1 protein-coding gene is annotated in these 2170 nt (G+C 72.9%); it reads right to left on the bottom strand.

The genetic code is table 11. The features are described 5' to 3' along the window. A partial coding sequence (locus EV374_RS32300) for a condensation domain-containing protein (RefSeq protein WP_486486077.1) occupies positions 1–2123 on the bottom strand: 2123 nt, incomplete at its 3' end. Positions 2124–2170 lie beyond the last annotated feature (47 nt).

The following is a 2170-nucleotide window of genomic DNA, read 5'->3' as shown; positions in this document are numbered from 1 at the left end:
GACACCGGCTCCACCGCCGACACCCCGTCGGCCAACACCACCGACGCCTCACCCGGAGGCAGACACGTCACCGACGCGTCACCGTCCACGTCGGCGACCATCGCCTCCAGCACCGCCCGGTACATGCCGCCGAGGCGCAGGACGTTGGGGTAGCTGACCTGGTGCGGCCGGGCCAGGATGTTGAGCACGCCGCCGAGGGTGGAGACGTGCAGGCCGAACTCGCCGCTGGCCTCGTAGATGGCGTCCTCGAAGTCGACCCGCTCGGTGTCGACCTGCTCGAAGTCGAGGTAGTTGAAGAGGATCTCGATCGGCCGGCGCCCGTCGCCCAGGCGCTGCACGGCCGGCAGCGGGTAGCGGCGGTGCGGCCACAGCTCCAGCTCGCCGGCGAAGGTGTTGCGGATCAGCTCCCGCCAGGTACGCGCGCCCGCGTCGTGCACGAACGGCAGCGTGTTCAGGTGCATCCCGTAGACCCGGTCGGCGCCGGTCACCTCGGGCCGGCCGTGGCTGACCAGCCCGCTGGTGAACACGGGCTCGGCGGTGAGCTGGCTCATCACCTTCAGGTGCGCCGCCAGCAGCACGCTCTTCAGCGACGTGTCGGTACGGCTGGCCAGCTCGCGCAGGTCGTCCATCAGGTCGTGCAGGGGGACGCGGGTGCCGCACTCGTACTCCGGGACCGACTCGTCCTCGCCCCAGCCGGCGGGCAGTTCGAAGACCGGCCGGGCGACGACGCCCTGCCAGTAGTCGCGGTCCTCGTCCGACGCCAGCGCCTCGATCTCGCCGGCGACGAAGTCGGCGTAGCGGACCGGGGGCGCCTCGAAGGCCGCCGGCGCGCCGGTGTCGCGCAGGCTGCGGTAGTTGTCGAGGATCTCCATCAGCAGCGAGTGGTGGCTCCAGCCCTCGAGGATGCCGTGCGACATGGTCAGCACGAACCACCACGTGTCGTCGCGGCCGGCCGCCCCGGCGATGCGCATCTGCGGGACCTGGTCGGGGGTGAACGGCCGGGACCGCTCGGCGGCCAGGTACGCCCGCAGCCGGGCCTCGGCCTCCTCGTCCGTGCCGTCGCGCAGGTCGAGCAGCGTGACGTCGACGGGCACCTCGGCGTGCACGAGCTGCATCGGCACCGAGTAGCCGGTCAGGTCGAACGACGTACGCAGGATCTCGTGCCGGTCCACGACGGTCCGTACGGCCCGGCGCAGCGCGTCGCCGTCGAAGGCGTGCTCGTCGCGGATCGGGAACGCCGACACGTTGTGGTAGGTGCGCCGCTCCGAGTCGGAGAGGGTCACCACCAGCATGGCGAGCTGCACCTGCGCGCACGGGTACGCGTCGGCGAGCCCGGCGGGCAGCTTGGCCCGGTCGGCGTCGTCGAGCAGGCTGAACGGGGCGACGGCACGGAAGGCGGGCGCCGCCTCCTGGTCGTCCCCGCCGGCGAGGTGCGCGGCCAGGGCGGCGACGGTGCGGTGCACGAAGACGTCGCGCACCGAGACCGGGTGGCCGGCGCCGCGCAGCGCGCCCACGAGCGCGATGGCGCTGATGGAGTGCCCGCCGAGGTCGAAGAAGCTGTCCCGGGTGCTGACCTGTTCCAGCTGGAGCACCTGGCCCCAGATCTCCGCCAGCCGCTCCTCCAGCTCCGTCGCCGGGGCGACGTGCTGCCGCTGCGCGGGCACCGCGGTGTCCCACAGGGCGGCCCGGTCGACCTTGCCGTTGGCGTTGAGCGGGATCGCCTCCACGGCGACGAACTCGGCCGGGACCATGTACTCCGGCAGGTGCTCCGCGCACCGCTGCCGGATCCGGTCCGCCAGCTCCGTGGCCGGCGCGGCCGGGCGGTAGAACACCACGAGCCGGTCCGACTCGCCGACCAGGGCGACGGCGTCGCCGACGCCGTCGGTGCCCTCGACGACCGCTTCGATCTCGCCGAGTTCGATGCGGTAGCCGCGGATCTTCACCTGATGGTCGATCCGCCCGACGAACTCCACCGCCCCGTCGGGCAACCGCCGCACCAGGTCGCCGGTGCGGTACATCCGCGCCCCGGCCGCGCTTCCGAGCTCGATGCCGGCTGCGGCGAACGGGTCGGGCAGGAACCGCTCCGCCGTCAACGCCGGCTGACCCGCATAACCACGGGCCACGCCCACGCCACCCACGTACAGCTCACCGACCACACCCACCGGAGCCA

The sequence above is a fragment of the Micromonospora sp. CNZ303 genome, from assembly GCF_004345505.1.
Note: the sequence above shows the minus strand (reverse complement) of the source record. Positions and strands in the feature narration are given on the sequence as shown.